The organism is Chitinophaga sp. CB10 (genome assembly GCA_001870995.2).
Lineage (GTDB): Bacteria > Bacteroidota > Bacteroidia > Chitinophagales > Chitinophagaceae > Chitinophaga.
In genome coordinates this window covers 135,333-152,550 of sequence record MLAV02000004.1, presented here as the reverse complement: position 1 = coordinate 152,550, position 17,218 = coordinate 135,333, and the positions used below count along the sequence as shown (strand labels likewise).

At 54.3% G+C, this 17,218-nt stretch carries 10 protein-coding genes; 9 read left to right on the top strand and 1 reads right to left on the bottom strand.

Annotated elements, in window-relative coordinates; genetic code table 11:
• Nucleotides 1–20: 20 nt before the first annotated feature.
• The 5 genes from BOC67_RS07860 to BOC67_RS07840 all read left to right on the top strand — a co-directional run bounded on the left by BOC67_RS07860 (nucleotide 21) and on the right by BOC67_RS07840 (nucleotide 8,380).
• Nucleotides 21–1,592 (top strand): RagB/SusD family nutrient uptake outer membrane protein, encoded by a 1,572-nt coding sequence (locus BOC67_RS07860; RefSeq protein WP_291909057.1) that lies wholly within the window; start codon nucleotides 21–23, stop codon nucleotides 1,590–1,592.
• An 18-nt stretch (nucleotides 1,593–1,610) separates the two neighbouring features.
• A complete protein-coding gene (locus tag BOC67_RS07855) occupies nucleotides 1,611–2,825 on the top strand; it encodes a glycan-binding surface protein (protein ID WP_291909054.1) in 1,215 nt (404 codons plus the stop codon).
• Between the two features lie 36 nt (nucleotides 2,826–2,861).
• Nucleotides 2,862–4,949, top strand: a complete 2,088-nt coding sequence (locus tag BOC67_RS07850; RefSeq protein ID WP_291909052.1) for a beta-galactosidase — start codon at nucleotides 2,862–2,864, stop codon at nucleotides 4,947–4,949.
• A gap of 20 nt (nucleotides 4,950–4,969) precedes the next feature.
• The gene (locus BOC67_RS07845; RefSeq protein WP_291909050.1) at nucleotides 4,970–6,565 is read left to right on the top strand and encodes a glycoside hydrolase; all 1,596 of its coding nucleotides are present in this window, start codon (nucleotides 4,970–4,972) and stop codon (nucleotides 6,563–6,565) included.
• A gap of 180 nt (nucleotides 6,566–6,745) precedes the next feature.
• Complete coding sequence (locus BOC67_RS07840; protein WP_291909047.1) at nucleotides 6,746–8,380, top strand: alpha-L-fucosidase; 1,635 nt, start codon at nucleotides 6,746–6,748, stop codon at nucleotides 8,378–8,380.
• Between the two features lie 212 nt (nucleotides 8,381–8,592).
• Here BOC67_RS07840 and chrA read toward each other — a convergent pair whose 3' ends face one another.
• Complete coding sequence (gene chrA, locus BOC67_RS07835) at nucleotides 8,593–9,942, bottom strand: chromate efflux transporter (protein ID WP_291909044.1); 1,350 nt, start codon at nucleotides 9,940–9,942, stop codon at nucleotides 8,593–8,595.
• Between the two features lie 286 nt (nucleotides 9,943–10,228).
• On the opposite strand from chrA, the gene BOC67_RS07830 reads away from it, so the two are divergent.
• The 4 genes from BOC67_RS07830 to BOC67_RS07815 all read left to right on the top strand — a co-directional run bounded on the left by BOC67_RS07830 (nucleotide 10,229) and on the right by BOC67_RS07815 (nucleotide 17,214).
• On the top strand, nucleotides 10,229–10,774 hold the full coding sequence (locus tag BOC67_RS07830) for an RNA polymerase sigma-70 factor (RefSeq protein ID WP_291909041.1): 546 nt from the start codon (nucleotides 10,229–10,231) through the stop codon (nucleotides 10,772–10,774).
• 120 nt (nucleotides 10,775–10,894) lie between these two features.
• On the top strand, nucleotides 10,895–12,064 hold the full coding sequence (locus BOC67_RS07825) for a FecR domain-containing protein (protein WP_291909038.1): 1,170 nt from the start codon (nucleotides 10,895–10,897) through the stop codon (nucleotides 12,062–12,064).
• Between the two features lie 213 nt (nucleotides 12,065–12,277).
• Nucleotides 12,278–15,643: a TonB-dependent receptor gene (locus BOC67_RS07820; protein WP_291909036.1), complete on the top strand. Its 3,366-nt coding sequence runs from the start codon at nucleotides 12,278–12,280 to the stop codon at nucleotides 15,641–15,643.
• Nucleotides 15,644–15,657: 14 nt separating this feature from the next.
• On the top strand, nucleotides 15,658–17,214 hold the full coding sequence (locus BOC67_RS07815; RefSeq protein ID WP_291909034.1) for a RagB/SusD family nutrient uptake outer membrane protein: 1,557 nt from the start codon (nucleotides 15,658–15,660) through the stop codon (nucleotides 17,212–17,214).
• The last annotated feature ends 4 nt before the right edge of the window (nucleotides 17,215–17,218 follow it).

The window sequence follows — 17,218 nt, the reverse complement described above, 5'->3', positions numbered from 1 at the left end:
CATCTACTCATATGATTGCTATGAAATCTGTTATAAAAATACTTTGCTGTCAGATACTGGCTTTGGGGCTGCTGACAGGTTGTTCCCGCAGCTTCCTGGACAGGCCGCCACTCTCGCAGATCAGCGCTGAAAACTTTTATAAATCCACCAACGACCTTCGCCTCGCTACGGCAGCGCTCTATGGCGGCTCTCCCTGGGGCGACTGGAACTATACCTGCTACCTGCCCGTAGGCGATGTGCTCAGCGGCAATATGGCCGTTGGTTACTGGGGTGATGCCGTACAGCTGAATACCTTCAGCATCACCGGGCAGAACGCCATCATGGTATCCAACTGGAAATCCATGTACAACATCATCGCTCAATGTAATATCACCATCAACGCCATTAAGGACCGGGCGCCGGACTCCATCCCCTTACAGGCCAGGAACGCGGCCACCGCAGAAGCGCGTTTTATCCGCGGCTATGCGTATTTCAACCTCGCTATCCACTGGGGCGCCGTACCCGTGATTGAAGACAACGGTAAGCTGGTGACCTCTCCGCTGGTGAACCGGGTGAAGACGGAAGACGTTTACAAATTTGCCATCAACGACCTCACGTATGCAGCGGAACACCTCCCGGCGGCGGATGCCGCAGGGCGACTCACCACCTGGTCCGCCCAGGGAATGCTCGCAAAAGTGTACCTGGCATTTTCCGGCTACAACCAACAGGGCAGCCGCAACCAGGCCTTGCTGGACAGTGCCGCCAAATACGCCGGCAATGTGTGCAAGAAGAGCGGCCTGGCATTGCTGCCGAACTATGCCAACCTGTTTAAAACCCAGTACAACGATAACCCGGAATCCCTGTTTGCCCTGCAATGGGCGCCGGGAGGCGGCTGGCTGGAAGGCAATATGCTGCAGATTTATTCCACATCGCCTGAAATCTCCGCCAACGGCTCGGCAGGCTGGTTCGGCATCGGCCCTACCGTGGATATGATCAAACTCTACTCCGCAAAAGACAGCATCCGCCGCAAAGCAACCTTCATGCTCAACGGCGATTATTACCCTGAGCTGAACGCTGCGGGCGGCGGTTTCAAATATACCGGCAACTGCGCCATCAAGAAGCATATCATCGGTACCAACAAGGATAACAACGCGCCTACCATGACGCAGAATTCCTCCACGGAACATAACGCCCTGCTGCGCCTCGCAGATGTGTACCTCGTATATGCGGAAGCGTTACTGGGTAATCACGGCACCACTACCGATGCGGATGCCCTGTTGTATTTCAATAAGGTGCGCGAAAGGGCAGGCCTCATGCCCGCGCCCATGCTGGATGCTGATTCTATCATGATTGAGCGCAGAATCGAGCTGGCCGCGGAAGGGCAGTACTGGACGGACCTGGTGCGGCTTTCCTACTACAATCCCGCCAAGGCGATCGGAAAACTGAACGGGGAGCAAAGGGTGACCTTCACCTACAGCGGGGGAGTGATAACGCCGGCTAGTCCGTATGGCGTGATTACGCCTGCCACTATCCAAAGTTTCACATTCCCGATCCCCTCCTCGGAGATCACTGCCAATCCGAAATTACTGGAAGCGCCGGTGCCTTATTTCTAAGCAACAAAAATTATTTCCGTGAAAAAATTAGCTGTAAATACGATCGGCAGGTGGCCTGTGCTGCTCTTTTCCTGCCTCTTCCTGCTGGCGCAATACGCCTGTAAAAAAGACAATGACGGCGCAGCGCCGGTTATCACGCATGTGCGCAACTATGCGGCTTCGCCCGATGACTCCCTCGTGCAGGCGGTCATTCCCGGGCAATGGATCGTGCTGGTGGGCCGCAACCTGGAAAATGCCGTAGCCGTTACTTTCAACGGCGTGAGCGCAAGCATCAAAAGCCAGATGTTTTCCGATACCAGCGCCGTAGTGCAGGTGCCGGCGGTCATACCTTTCCCATCCGTACCGGCGGACAAGCTCAATGTGATCCAATTTATCACCACCAATGGGACGGCCAATTTTACGTTCAATATCGTAGCGCCGCCGCCGGCCATCACCAGCATCTCCAATGAAAATGCGCAGGAAGGAGATTCCGTTTTTGTGTACGGTACCAACTTCTTTTTCGTAGAAAAATTGTCCTTTGCCGGCGTACAGGTAGATAAATTCAAGGCTACGGACGATGGTACCAGCATTGGGTTTATACAGCCGCATATCCCCGGTCCGGGAAATGTGATCGTAGCCACCAAATCAGGCGCTGACACCACGGTATATAACGTGCAGGACCTCGCTACCGGCATGCTCTGTGATTTTGACCAGGTGAACACCTTTAGCTGGGGCGCCAATATTGAAAATAACAGCGCAGATTTTCCCGGTAACCACGGGGCTTATGCCGTGCTGAAAAACGATGTGCTGCCCGGCGGCGAAGGTAGCTGGTGGGGCAGCCAACGCAGTATCAATACCAACGACGTACAGTGGTTACCGGTAGAAAGACTGTCCGACCCGGTTGAAGATTACGCGGTAAAATTCGAAATCAACGCGCCCAACGATTGGAATGGCACCAGCCTGTACGTAGTGAGGAACTACGATATGGCATTACTGGCCCGCTATGAACCCTGGCTGCAAACGGACGGCACGGCAAAGGCTTACTCCACCAAAGGATGGCGCACCGTGACCATTCCGTTCACCGAGTTCCGTACGAATTCCGGTAAGGGCACCAGTCCGGCCAGCCTGACGGAATTACTGGGCAGTACCGCCCACAGCCCGATCAATATTCAAACTGCCAACTTTGCCGCTACGCCAACGCCAACAGGCTTTTACGCGGCTATTGATAACATCCGCGTCGTGAAGATCAAATGATGCCACGGCGTGGAATAAAACCATTGTAGTATTTAGATGAGAAAAAGTATTCTGCTGCTGTTACTGCCGTTGTTGTTGCCGGCATTACGGGGTGCAGCACAGCGGGGAAAAACGTTTTTCCCCGCGGGGGACCTGATTACGACCGGTATCTATTATTATCCCGAACATTGGGATGAAAAGCTGTGGGAGCGGGATATCCGGCATATTGCCGACATGGGTTTTGAATTTGTACACCTGGCTGAATTTGCGTGGTTCAGGATGGAGCCGGAGGAAGGACGGTTTAACTTCGCCTGGCTCGACAAGGTGGTGAAACTCTGCGAGAAATACCGCCTGAAAGTGATCATGTGCACGCCTTCGGCTACCACGCCCGTGTGGATGCGTACCAGGTATCCCGAAACTTTTATCATGAACAGCCAGTATATCCGTGGCGAGCATGGTACCCGCGGCCAGGGTTGCATTGTGAATACCAAATACCAGCAGTTCGTAGAACGCGTGGTAACGGAAATGGCTACACGTTATGGACGCCGGCACAGCGTGATCGGCTGGCAGCTGGATAATGAGCCCGATGCGAAACCGGATTTCAGTCCGGCTTCGCAGGCGGCCTTCCGCCAGTGGCTGCAGGAAAAATATAAGTCGGTAGACTCCCTCAACGCCGCCTGGGGTACGGCCTTTTGGAGCCAGTGGTACAGCAGCTTTGAGCAGATCACGATCCCCAACGTTCAGCTGGTAGGCTGGTGGGGCACTAACCCGCATGCCCTGCTGGATTTTAAACGGTACGCTGCGGACGCACAGGCGGCCTTCCTGGACTTCCAGGCTAAAACGCTGAGAAAATTCATTGCGAAAGAACAGTTTATTACCACCAATTACACGGCTGTGTCGCCGGGGGCCGATCCCCGGCGCACCCGCCTGTTGGACCTCGCTACCTACACGGCTTACCCGAACGGCGGCAGCAGCAACATCGGGGAATCCGGCTTCCGCCTGGGCAACCCTAAATTGCTATTGTTTGCAGGGGAGTATTTCAAAGACCCCGGCGGCGTTACCGGCGTGATGGAAATCCAGCCCGGCCCCGTGAACTGGGGCAGCTTTAACCCCCTGCTTTTTCCGGGCACGGTGCGCATGTGGTTATACCACAGCTTTGCCACCGGCGGCCGGCTCGCCTGTTCCTACCGCTACCGGCAGATCAACTACAGCGCTGAGCAATACCACGGGGCAGTAATGCAAACGGATGGGGTCACGTTATCGCAGGGCGGGGAGGACTATAAAGAGTTTATGGGAGAGATAAAAAAGCTGCGTCAGCAAGCCGATACGTCCGCCGCTGTACCTGCAGCGCTGGTAAATCGATCCACAGCCATCCTTTGGAACCTCGAAAATTTCTGGACTTTAGATTATCAGCAACAGACCCGCCAGTGGGATACCTGGAATTATCCTGTCAAATTCATGCAGATCGGGAAATCCCTCGGCGCGCCGGTGGAAGTGTTGAGCGAAAAGGCGGATTGGTCCAAATACAAATTCCTGATCGTGCCGGCTTATGAAATGGCGGACAGCGCGCTGGTCAGCAAATGGGAAGCCTACGCCCGCAACGGCGGCCAGCTGGTGATTACCTGCCGCACTGCCGCCAAAAACCGCAACGGCCACCTTTGGGAAGCCGGCTGGGCAGCCCCGCTCCGCAAACTCATCGGCGCTGATATCACCTCCTTCGACATGCTGCCGGATTACTACAAGGGGGACGTGCTGATGAAACAACAGCATTATCACTGGAATAACTGGGGCGATCTCCTGCGGCCCGCGGCCAATACCGCCGTGCTGGCGCAATACGATAACCAGTTTTACAAAGGCACGCCGGCCGTGATAAAACGGCAGCTGGGCAAAGGCGCTGTCACTTACATCGGTGTGGATACGGACGATGCCAGGCTGGAAAAGGACATCCTGCGGGATATCTACACCAGCGCCGGCGCCACCACGGAAGATTATCCGCCGGGCATCTTCGTGTACTGGCGGGATGGCATGTACATCGCCGTCAACTACTCCTCGGAGGACTATACGATGAACATGAGCGATCGCGCGCGGATACTGATTGGAGAAAAACGCATTAAACCCGCCGGCGTATTGGTATGGAAAGAATAAAAGTAAGCAACATAGCATTCATGAAACGAATAAAAGGATTCTGCTGGTCAGTAGCCCTGGCTGCTGTTATGATCAGCAACGGCGCAGCGCAAAGCAAAAAGCAACCAGCCACCGCCCCGGTGAGGGCCATCAACGTGGATTTCAACCAGGCGGCCGGCCCGCTGAATAAAATGTTTAATGCCTGCGTGGGCGCAGGCCGCGCCGCCGAAGGCCTCCGGGCAGACTGGCAGCAGCAGCTGGCCTACGTCCGCAGGGAGTGCGGCTTCCGGTACATCCGCATGCACGGTCTCCTCAACGATGAAATGGCCATTTACACGCAGGACAGCAAAGGCAACCCGCAACTGAGCTTCATGTACGTGGATGCGCTGTTCGACTTCCTGCACAGCATAGGCATGAAACCTTTTGTGGAACTGGGCTTCATGCCATCGCAGCTGGCCAGCGGTTCCAAAACTATTTTCTGGTGGAAGGGCAACGTAACGCCGCCCAGCGATTACAACAAATGGGAGCAGCTGGTGCAACAGCTGGTAGCGCACTTCGCGGAGCGTTACGGGGAGGAAGAGGTGAAGAGCTGGTACTTCGAAGTATGGAACGAACCTAACCTGGAAGGCTTCTGGGCGGGCAGCCAGGCGGATTACTTTAAACTGTACACCCACGCCGCCAGGGCCATCAAAGCCGTGAATAAAGATTTTCGTGTAGGCGGCCCCGGTACTGCCGGCGCTGCATGGGAGCCGGAGATGATTGATTATTGCTATAAAAACAACGTACCCATCGACTTCATCAGCACCCACGCCTACGGCGTGAAGCAGGGCTTCCTGGACGAGTTTGGAAACGGCGGCACCGTGCTGGATAAAAACCCGATGAGCGTTAGCGGTGACGTCATACAATCCCGGGCGGAAATTGCCGCCTCCAAAAAACCGGGCCTCGAACTGCATTATACCGAATGGAGCGCCTCCTACACCCCCGCGGACCCTATTCATGACAGCTATCATGAAGCGGCATACGTTTTACAAAAATTAAAACAGGTGGGCAATGCGGCCAACTCTATGTCGTACTGGGTGTTCACTGATATTTTCGAAGAGCCGGGCCCGCGTTTCACGCCTTTCCACGGCGGCTTTGGTATGCTGACCATCCAGGGCATCAACAAGCCCGTGTTTTATGCATACCAGTGGCTGAACAAACTGGGTCCTGTGGAGTTGAAAAATACCGATCCTGCCTCCTGGGTTTGTAAGGACTCCTCCGGCAACGTACAGGCGTTGCTGTGGGATTTCACCAACACCCACCCGGGCGATAGCATGCATAACCAGAAATATTACATACAGGACCTGCCGTCAAAACCGAAAGGAAAACTGCAGCTCCACCTTTCCAACCTGCCTGCCGGCAATTATGCCGTAGAGCTGTACCGGACAGGTTATAAATCCAACGATGCCTATGCCGGCTGGCTCTCCCTCGGCAAACCAAACTACCTGACCCAACAGCAGGTAGCGCAGATTAAAAGTCAGCACGACGGATCGCCCTTTCTAAAAAAGATGATCAGCGTCAAAGCGCATACGCCTTATACGGAAGATATTGACCTGCGGGAAAACGATGTATTCCTGGTAAATATTATTAAATTATAAGCAGACTAAAGTGCCACGTTAACACTTGGATCCTGATTGAAAACCCCGGGGCTGAGCCGCGCCTGCACTGGTTGCAGGCGCTGTGCCTGCTCATCTGGAAGGCGGGTAAAAGGAGCGCCGCAGGCGGATCAAACAGGTACTAACATAAACGTCTATACGAAATAAAAGTTGAATACGCATATGAAAAAATTATCGGGCTTATTATTGGCAAGCCACCTATTGCTGACGGCCGGTTTGCAGGCGCAGGAAAACTATCGCGTGGTGGTAAACACCAGCGCAGAGCCGGTAGCGGCCGGAAAATACACGGCGGACTGGCAGTCCCTCAGCCAGTATAAAGTGCCGGAATGGTTCCGCGATGCCAAGTTCGGCATCTGGGCGCACTGGGGGCCGCAATGCCAGCCGGAGCAAGGAGATTGGTATGCCCGCGGCATGTACATGGAAGGCTCAGACCAATACAAGTGGCATGTAGCACACTACGGCCATCCCTCCACGGCGGGCTTCAAAGAAGTGATCCATGACTGGAAAGCAGAAAAATGGGACCCTGAAAAACTGGTGGAGCTGTACAAAAGGGCAGGGGCGCAATACTTCATGGCCATGGCCAACCACCACGATAACCTGGACATGTGGGACAGCAAGTACCAGCAATGGAATACCGTACGCGTAGGTCCAAAAAAAGATATCCTGGACGGATGGTACAAGGCGGCCAAAAAAAATAACCTGCCCTTTGGCCTCAGCGTACACGCCTCCCACGCGTGGACCTGGTATGAGCCATCCCAGCGGTACGACCTCCAGGGCAAAATGGCCACCGTGCCTTACGATGGCAATATCACGGCGGAAAAAGGAAAAGGTACCTGGTGGGAAGGCCTGGACCCGCAGGAGCTGTACGCCCAGCAACATCCCCTCAGCGCCGGCAGCTGGGCCAACAGCGCGCTCTTTGCGCAGTGGGACTGGCATAACGGCGCCAGCACGCCTTCCCAGGCTTACTGCGATAAGTTCTATAACCGCACCGCTGACCTGATCAACCGCTACAACCCTGACCTGCTGTATTTTGACGATACCGCGCTGCCCTTGTACCCTGTGAGCGATGCAGGTTTGAAAATTGCGGCGCATTTCTACAACCATAACCTGGCTACCCACCCGGGTAAGTTCAGTGCCGTTATGTTTGGTAAAGTACTGACGCCGGATCAGAAAAAAGCCCTCGTATGGGACGTGGAAAGAGGCGCGCCGGATCAGATACAGGACCTCGCCTGGCAAACCTGCAGCTGCATCGGTGACTGGCATTACAACCGCAACGTCTACGATCAGAACCGCTATAAATCCGCCAAAGATGTGATCCATATGCTGGTGGACATCGTGAGCAAAAACGGGAACCTCCTGCTCAACATCCCCGTGCGTGGCGACGGAACGATCGATGATAAGGAAATCCGCGTACTGGAAGGCATCGCCTCCTGGATGAACATCAACCGGGAAAGCATCTTCGGTACCCGCCCCTGGAAGATATACGGGGAAGGCCCTACCGCATCCACCGCCAACCCCGTGAATGCGCAAGGCTTCAATGAAGGGAAGCTCAGCTACGGCAACCAGGATATCCGCTTTAACAAAAAAGGCAACGTATTATACGTGACCGTACTCGGCGCGCCGGCTGCGGACGTAGTGGTAAAATCCCTGGGTAAAAATGCAGAGAAGATCAAAAGCATTTCCCTGCTGGGTAGTCATGAAAAGTTGAAATGGACCCAACACGCAACGGAGCTGGTAATCAATAAACCGCAAACCGTTCCCAACGATATCGCTGTGGTCTTTAAGATCACGCAATAACCAAAAAAAAAGCAGCCGCATTTGCGGCTGCTTTTTTCAAAAGACAGTTAGGCAGTAACCCAAAAAATATTAAATTTAGGTATTGATAACCCATAAACCGATCTACTATGCAAAGCGGCATCATTGTTACCATCATCGTTGTATTAATCGCAATCCTTTATCGCTTTTTCGGGAAAAAGGCCTCAGGATGAGATATAGCCCAATAGCGCCATTTAACTGATCAGGAATTTGCCTAGCCCGAATGTGATACTCAACAATACAATATACAATACGTTGGTATTATATCTCACCAACAAAAACAACACTACGGCCACCCAGATTACGGACACATAGTCAATGCCCGCCAGCGTTACCGCACCGGGAAATACGATGCTGCGCCCGAGGAAAAAGGTGAGGTTCAGTATCACGCCCACCACTGCCGCCGTTACCAGGGATAAGGTAGTTTGTACCAGGTGATGATCCTTATAGCGGTCCGCCAGCGGCGCGCCGAGAAATATAAACAGGAAATTCGGCAGGAAGGTATAATACGTGGTAACCAGGAGGCCTGCCACCCCATAGCCCACCGCATGGTCAAAATGATTGTAGCCCGCCATGAAACCCACGAACGACAGTACAATGATCAGCGGCCCCGGCGTTGTTTCCGCCAGCGCGAACCCATCCAGCATCTGCAGCCTGGAAAGCCAATAATATTTCACTACCACCAGCTGCGCCACATACGGGATCACCGTGTAAGAACCCCCGATGGTGATACAGGCCGTTTGGGTGAAAAATAAAACGAGTTTGTTCCAGAAAGCAGCGTCCTTCCCATAAACGAGCAACAAGCCCAAAGGCAGTGCCCACAAGGCCAGGAAGGCCGCCAGCGTGCGTATAACCGTCTTGCGGGTAAGCGGCGCATCCACCTGTTGCAGGTTAATGACGTAACCATTTTCCGTGGCCGCATCCACCGCCGGCATACCGCTTTTCGCAATCCCCGCCAGCTTTGGAAACAGCTTGTCCATGATCACGGAAAAAAGGATGATCCCCCCGATGATCAATGGCATGGCCACATGCAGCAGGTAGGAGAGGGCAAACGTAGCCAGCGCCACCAGGTAATGCACCCTGCTGTGCAGCGCCTTTTTCCCCACCTTCCACGTAGCTACGAGTATAATGGCCAGCACGCTGGGTTTGAGCCCGTTGAAAATACTTTCCAGCAGCGGGCTGTTGCCATACGTTACATACACGATGCTCAGCGCCAGCAGGATCAGCATGGACGGCAGTACGAATAAAGTGCCCGCCGTAATGCCTCCTTTTTTGCCATGCAGCTTCCAGCCAATGTAAATGGCCAGCTGCTGGGCTTCCGGCCCCGGCAGGATCATACAGCTGTTCAGCGCCTGCAGGAATTTCTGGTTGCTGATCCACCTGCGCTTTTCTACCAGGTAATCGTGCATGATGGCAATGTGGCCGGTGGTGCCGCCAAAGCTGATCCAGCCGAGCCTGAACCAAAAGCGTAAGGCCTCGCGGAAAGGAGGGTGGGTAATGGAATTTTCTGTTGTGGCTTGCGTCGTCTGTAATTTGTTCACCATGTCAGTCATTATCGGCGGGGAATTTGAAACCTGCGATCCAGTTAACACAGCAGGCCGCCTGTCGTGGAAAAAATGAACGTCAAAGGTACGTTTTTCAGGGCAGGAGGCCAAGCCCGTTTTTCACTAATAAAAGAAAGTATAAATATATAATCCCTGCCATCCCCGCGTGTATTGTGCTTTTGTTATCTTTTTATATGCAGAATCAAAACTTCGGATTATTTTCATATCCTTGTACACTATCGCGAATCGCATGAACCGGTACCTGCATTTACCAGACGCTCAATTAATGATGTCCTTGCGCGAGGGCGACAATACGGCGTTCACAGAAATCTACAACCGCTACTGGAAAAAGTTGCTGGCCATCGCTTATCATCACAGCGGTGATAAGACCATTGCAGAGGAGATAGTACAGGAAGTATTCATTGGCCTCTGGAACCGGCGCCAGGAGCTGTATATCGACCATGTGGCAGCCTACCTGGCCACCGCGGTGCGCCTTGCCGTGTTCAAACAATACGCCCGGGAAAAACGCCGCGCGGAAATCAAGGCCGCGGTAACAGACCCCGTCCTCAGCAGCTGGGATGAAGAAAAAATTTACAGTCGCTTTCAACAGCAATACATACAAGGCATCGTAGAACAACTGCCGGAAAAATGCCGCCTCGTTTTCAGGCTCAGCCGGGAGGAAGGCCTCTCCATTCCTGAAATAGCCCAGAAGCTGGGCATCGCCGAAAAAACGGCCGAAGCGCACCTCACCAAAGCCCTCCGGGAACTCCGGGTGAAACTAAACCGCCCTTACCTTTGGGCAGCCATCCTGCTCGATATTTTCCATCGCTAAAAAAAATTTTTACAGTCACTAAGGGTAACGCAACAGTTGCGGTACATATCTGTATAGCCGGCGAGCCGAAAGCTTGTACCGCGCTAAGGGCATCCGCGTTTAACACCTAAATTTTATAGCTTGAAAGACTATATACAGCAACTGATCGATAAATACCTGGATGGTACGATCACGCCTCAGGAAGAGCAGCAGCTGATGGATTGGTATGAGGCGGAAAACAATACCACGGTGGAATGGCAATCCACTGCCATTAACGAAGAGGAGGAGGTGCGCCTGCGCATGTTGCAGCATATCCAGCAGCAGATCGCGCCGCCTGGATTGTCGCCCGTCGGTGGAAACCGCCGCTGGTACTACGCGGCCGCAGCCGCCGTATTCCTGCTCATCCTGGCCGGCGCCGCCTGGCTGTATTACCCTGCTTTGCAACGCCCGCATACGGCCGTCAAACAACTCGCCGTAGCCAGCAATACCATTGTGCGGGGCAGCAACAAAGCCATCCTGACCCTCGGCAACGGGCAGCAGGTGGTGCTGGAAGAAGTAGACAACGGTACCATTTCCCAACAGGGCAACGCCACCGTAAATAAAGCTGACAGCGGCAGTTTGCAATACCTGGCAGGCCAGGGCGCCGCCAACGGCGCTATCGTGTACAATACCCTGCATACGCCCTATGGCGGCCAGTTTAAAGTGACCCTGCCGGATGGCACACGGGTATGGATGAACGCCGGCTCCACCCTGCATTATCCTACGGCTTTCCCTTCGGGAGACAGGACCGTTTCCCTGAGCGGGGAAGCGTACTTTGAAGTAGCGCCCGATGCGAATAAGCCGTTTTTTGTAAGCGTGCGCGATACGGCAGGCATGCCCATGACCATTAGCGTACTCGGCACGCATTTTAACGTCAACGCCTACCCGGACGAAGCGCAGCATAAAGTCACCCTCCTGGAAGGCTCCGTGAAAGTCAACTGCAGCAACTCCGACGCCCTGCTGGTACCCGGCAAAGTGGCCATCGTGAATAAAACCACCGGTCGCATACGCACCAAAACCACCGATACGGAAGCAGCCATTGCCTGGAAAAACGGCAACTTCTTCTTCGATAATGAAAGTTTGGAAAGTATCATGCGGCAAATCAGCCGCTGGTACAATGTAGATATCCGCTACCAGGCCGATGTATCGGGCAAAGCCCTGGCCGGTAGCCTGCCGCGTTCAAAAGATGTTACAGAAGTATTAAGCATGCTGGAATTAACTAAAACTGTTCACTTTAAAATTGAAGGAAGGAGGATCATTGTTATGCCATAAAATTCTGCACCCTGCGGTATGGCAAAAAAATAACCGGAAGCGCGGGAACGCTGCCGGTCGTATTTGAGCTTACCCTGTGAAATCAAGTTGCTAAAGCTATTCTATCCACAGTTATCGATTTTCAAACTCAAACATCCAAATGTAATGAAATTTTACATACCAGACGTGTGCCTGGTAAGGACCGGCACTACGCGCAAAAAAATCCTGTTGATTATGAAACTAACTATTGTTTTAATGATCGCAGCGTTAATGGAAGTCAGCGCCTCCAGCTATGCTCAGAAGGTTACCTTGTCCGATAAAAATATCACCCTGGAGGAAGTATTTCACCAGATCCGCAAACAAACCGGCTACAACGTGCTGTGGGACGTCGCCATACTGGAAGGTACCCGGCCCCTCGCACTCGATGTAAAGAATGCCTCTATTGAAGAAGTGCTGGCTAAAACTTTTGCCAACAAACCTTTTACCTATACCATCCGCCAAAATACCATTGTAGTGACCCGCCTCCCGGAGCCGGCCGCCGCTGCCGCAGCGGTAATTATCAAAGGCGTGGTTACAGACGTCAATAATCAGCCTTTACCCGGCGTGTCCGTCAGACTCAAAGGCACGCAGCTAGGCACGGCTACGCAGCCGGATGGCAGCTTTACGCTGAGCATCCCGGAAGCCAGCGGCATACTCCTCTTTCAATACATCGGCTATACGCCGAAGGAAGTGCCCATCAACGGGCAAACGGTCTTTAACGTACACCTGGAACGGACCTCCTCCCAGCTCACGGAAATTGTAGTGGCCTACGGTAAACAACGCAACCGCGATGTGGTAGGATCTATGTCCACCCTCTCCGCTTCCTCCGTGAAGGACCAGCCTACAGGTACCTTCGCCGAGCGGATACAGGGCAGCCTGCCGGGCGTACAGGTAGCCGCTACCACCGGCCGCCCCGGCCAGGGGATGGACCTCCGCATCCGCGGCGCCGCCTCCCTCACCTCCAGCGTGCGCCCCCTCGTGGTGATCGATGGGCAACCGATGGTCGGTACCCCGGATAACCTCAACAACATCAACCCGGATGAAATAGAAACCTTCACCGTCCTGAAGGACGCTGCCTCCAGCGCCCTTTACGGCTCCCGTGCAGCCAACGGCGTTATCCTCATCACCACCAAAAGAGGTAAGCAGGAAGGCACGCAGATCAGCGTTAACTCCTTCTACGGCAGCGCCTCGCTGATGAAAGAGCTGATCCCGCCGGTGATGAACGCCCGGGAACTGGCCACCTACATGAAAGGATTCTATGAAGATAAAATCAAGTACGAAGGCTATACCGGCGGCATCCCCGCCGTGTACCAAAACCCGGATCAATACGGCGAGGGGACGGACTGGTTTGACGTGCTTACCAGGAACGCGCCCGTGCAGAGCTACAGCATAGGGGTGAACACCGGCAACGATAAAGCTGCCTACAGCATTGTAGGCGGTTATTTTGACCAACAGGGCATCCTGGTGAACACCGGGTACAAACGCTTCTCCCTGCGCTTAAACGGCGATTTTACGCCCGGGAAACGCTTTAAAATGGGATTCGGCGTAGCCCCGTCCCTGCAGCTGGAACATAACATCCGCCAGGGTACCGGTTTTAATGTGGACGGGCAGCGCGCCATCTTCGCCTCCGCCTCCATGATACCTACCATGGGCTCGCCCTATAACCCGGACGGCACCCTGGCCCTGGGCATTACCGGCTTCACCAACCAGTTCGTATGGGCGAACCCGTTACGCCAGCTGCTGGAAGTAAAGGACGATGCCAACCGCCTGCGCGTGCTCGCCAACGTGTACGCTGATTTCAAAATCACGGACCACCTGACCTTCCGGACCTCCGGCAATGCGGACCTCGGCGGTATGAGCCGCAACCGCTTCATCCCGTCCACTTCCATGGGCGGGTTCAACGCCGTGCCTATCGAAAACCCGCCGCCAGGCAACAACTCCGCCCTGGGCGAAACTTCCCAGAACAACGATTACACCTGGCTCAACGAAAATACGCTGAACTACCAGCAGGACTTCGGCAGGCATTCCCTGAACGTTATGGGAGGCTTTACCATGCAGCGTTCCACCGGTTTCTCCAGCGATATGGTCGGCCGCGATTACCCGGATAACAGCGTGCCTTACCTCAGCGCCGCCACCCGTATCACTACCAATACCAGCAGCTTCAACGCATGGTCCATCATGTCGTTCCTCGGGCGTGTGAACTATAGCTATAAAGACCGCTACCTCCTCCAGGCCACCCTCCGCCGCGATGGCTCCTCCCGCTTCGGCGACCAGAACAAGTGGGGCACATTCCCCTCCGTCGGCCTGGGCTGGATCCTGAGCGATGAACCCTTCCTGAAAGAGGTGAAGCCTGTCAGCTTCCTGAAAATACGCGGCTCCTACGGTTTAACCGGTATGGCCGAAATCGGGAACTATACCACCGCCGCCAGCATCGGTAATGCAAACTATACCTTCTCCGGCACGCTGGCAGGCGGTAAAGTCCAGTCCTCCCTCGGCAACCAAAGCCTGGCCTGGGAACGTAACCGCCAGCTGGACCTCGGCGTGGACCTCCACCTCTTCGACGATCGCCTGAACATCACCTACGAATATTACAACAAACTCACCACCGGCTTACTGTTCGTGGTGCCGGTGCCGCAGTCTTCCGGCTTCTCCACCGTGCAGGATAACCTGGGCGACATCAGCCAGTGGGGCCACGAAATCATCCTCAGCACCAGGAACCTTACCGGCGCGCTGAAATGGAACACCAATTTCAATATCGCATTTAACAGGAACCTCGTTAAACGCATCGGCTTAAACAACATTCCTTTCGCAGATAATCCTACCACGACGCTGTCCGAATTTACAGACTACCGCACGCTGGTTGGCAAGCCTATCGGGCAGTTCTACGGTTATATCTTTGACGGTATCTTCAAAAACCAGGCGGAAGCGGATGCCGGCCCCAAATACTACGGCACCGGCACCACCACTACTTCCCAGGCAGGTACCGTGCGCTTCAGGGACCTGAACGGCGATGGCAAAATCACCTTCCCGGATGATCAGACGGTGATCGGCGATCCGAACCCGAAATTCATCTTCGGCTTCAGCAACAACTTCCAGTATAAAAACTTTGACCTGAATATCGCCATGTCCGGCACCTATGGCAACAAGCTGAAAAACGGGATGCAGGAAAGCACCTACAACCTCGACGGCGTGTTTAACGGTCCGCCGGAGCTGCTGGGCCGCTGGCGCTCCCCGGAAGATCCGGGCAACGGCAGGGTAGCGCGTACGCTGGCAGGTACCACGGTCGCATATCGTACGGATAATACCCTGTTCATCCACGACGCTTCCCATCTCACCATCAACAACATCAGCCTGGGCTATACGCTCAGGAAGTTCAGGACGCCTTATATCAAAAGCCTGCGCGTATATGCCTCCGCGCAAAATGTCTACATCTTCACCAGCTACCCCGGCAACCCGGAAGTAAGCGCGGGCGGACTGGCGCTTGTAACGCAGCAGGGGCAGGACCTTGGCGCCTATCCGCTGCAAAGGACCTTCATCTTCGGCGTTAACCTTGGACTTTAAAAATCATGCGAAAAATGAAAAAGATCTCCTGTTTAATACTCGTGGCGATAAGTCTGATGGGAATTTCCTGTAAAAAATTCCTCGACGAAACCAATCCCAATAATGTCAACCTGAAGAATTTCTTCAAAACGCAAAACGATTTTGACCTGGCAGTCAATGGCGCCTATAACCAGCTGCGCGGCCTCTATAACAACAAGAGCGCGTGGACGATGGGGGAGATGCGGTCGGACAATACGCATTACGACTACAAATCCTCCGACCAGGCGGTGGCTACCACCAACCGCTGCGCCGTGGCGGATTTCCTGGATGATAAATACAACAACCAGACGCCGGCTAAATGGAACGCCGGCTTCAACGCCATCTCCGCCGCCAACATCATCGTGGATCATATCGATGACATCAAACTCTCTGATGCCAGCCGCAACGCTATTTTGGGGCAGGCGAAATTTATCCGCGCCCTCGCGTATTTCGACCTGGTGCGTTATTACGGCGGCCTGCCGATCTATAAGCGCGCGCCGCTCACCCGTGAGGAAACCTACATTCCGCGTTCCAGCGCTGAGGAAGTATATAACCTGATCATAGCCGATGCCACTGAAGCCGCTGAAAAGCTGGACGCGCCTGTATTTCCACAGTCCGGCCGCGCCACTAAGGGCGCGGCCCTCACGCTGCTGGGAGATGTGTACCTCACGCTGAAAAAATACGACCTCGCGGAGAACGCCCTGAAACAGGTAACCGCCATGGGTTACGCCTTGTTCCCCAACTACGGAGATGCGTTCCAGTTAGGTAACAAAAACGGCCGCGAATCTGTATTTGAAATCCAGTTCAACACTGCCCTGGCGGTGCCGCAGGCCAATACCGATGCTTCCATCTACAACTTCCTGCCGCGTATGGCCAATACCACGGTGGTCACGGGGGTGAACTATAACAACATCACCTCGGTGGGCGGCTATAACACGCCTACCCAAAACCTGATCAACGATTATGAAGCAGGAGATAAAAGGCTGGACGCCTCCATCGGCATTGCGGAAGGCACTTTCAACGCTACGGATGATTTCACGGCCACGGCAGTTAAATCAGCAGTGAACTACGTAGCGCCTGCCGGTAAGGTAGGCCGTCCGTTCCCGAAGAAATTCCTCCATGCGCACAGCATCGGCAACCAGACCAACGATAACTGGCCGGTGTACCGCTATGCGGAAGTATTGCTGCTGCTGGCGGAAGCGCTGAACCAGCAGGGCAAAGGAGGGGAGGCGCTGACCTACCTCAACCAGGTAAGGGCAAGGGCTTTCGGGGATGCAACGCATAACGTCGCCACTACGGATCAAACGGCCCTGCAGGCCATCCTGCTGCATGAGCGGAGAGTGGAGCTGGCCTTTGAAAACAAACGCTGGCTGGACCTCGTGCGCACCGGCAACGCCATCCGCGTGATGACGGCCTTCGGCATCGAGCAAAAAGCGCGCTACAGCTATCTGCCTGCCGGCAGCTACAACGTAACGGAAACGCGCTTGCTGTTCCCGATCCCGAATGCGGAGATGTTGCTCAATGATAAACTAACGCCCAACCCGGGATACTAACATA

What these genes read in the sequence shown, in the direction of transcription:
- BOC67_RS07860 (WP_291909057.1), top strand. Translation starts at nt 21, where the DNA reads ATGAAATCTGTTATAAAAATACTTTGCTGTCAGATACTGGCTTTGGGG.
- BOC67_RS07850 (WP_291909052.1), top strand. Translation starts at nt 2,862, where the DNA reads ATGAGAAAAAGTATTCTGCTGCTGTTACTGCCGTTGTTGTTGCCGGCA.
- BOC67_RS07845 (WP_291909050.1), top strand. Translation starts at nt 4,970, where the DNA reads ATGAAACGAATAAAAGGATTCTGCTGGTCAGTAGCCCTGGCTGCTGTT.
- BOC67_RS07840 (WP_291909047.1), top strand. Translation starts at nt 6,746, where the DNA reads ATGAAAAAATTATCGGGCTTATTATTGGCAAGCCACCTATTGCTGACG.
- chrA (WP_291909044.1), bottom strand. Translation starts at nt 9,942, where the DNA reads ATGGTGAACAAATTACAGACGACGCAAGCCACAACAGAAAATTCCATT.
- BOC67_RS07830 (WP_291909041.1), top strand. Translation starts at nt 10,229, where the DNA reads ATGATGTCCTTGCGCGAGGGCGACAATACGGCGTTCACAGAAATCTAC.
- BOC67_RS07820 (WP_291909036.1), top strand. Translation starts at nt 12,278, where the DNA reads ATGAAACTAACTATTGTTTTAATGATCGCAGCGTTAATGGAAGTCAGC.
- BOC67_RS07815 (WP_291909034.1), top strand. Translation starts at nt 15,658, where the DNA reads ATGAAAAAGATCTCCTGTTTAATACTCGTGGCGATAAGTCTGATGGGA.